This window comes from Ruminococcus sp. MCC718, assembly GCF_018783905.1.
GTDB lineage: Bacteria > Bacillota > Clostridia > Lachnospirales > Lachnospiraceae > Hominisplanchenecus > Hominisplanchenecus faecis.
Map to the genome: position 1 here is coordinate 1 of NZ_WQNP01000139.1, position 323 is coordinate 323.

Consider the following 323-nt stretch of genomic DNA (forward strand, 5'->3'; position numbering starts at 1 on the left):
TCACTTTTTATCGGCGGTCTGGTATCAAAGGCATGGAGCAGTTCTACAAAGACAGGGTGTATCTGTACCACACCGACACGCCCGTATAAATCCTGCATTAAGCATTGTCCGTTCTCCAAATCCCTCAACCGTTTCTGGTTGTTTTCGTCCTCACTGTCCAGCCCGAAAAACTCTAAGGTCTGCTTGATTTCATTGGTATCTGTGGAGCGGAAAGCAAACTTTAAACCGATGTTATTTTTCAGACTTTCTTTCGATACGTCCCCAGAGGATTGTGTCACGAAATAGACTCCGGCGTTCATGGCTCTACCAGCACGCACCAGTTT

Annotated in this window: 1 protein-coding gene; it reads right to left on the bottom strand. The window is 46.4% G+C overall.

Going from position 1 to position 323, the window contains the following annotated elements; translation table 11 throughout:
- On the bottom strand, positions 1-323 hold a 323-nt coding region (locus GPK60_RS15725; RefSeq protein WP_215660186.1), incomplete at both ends, for an ATP-binding protein.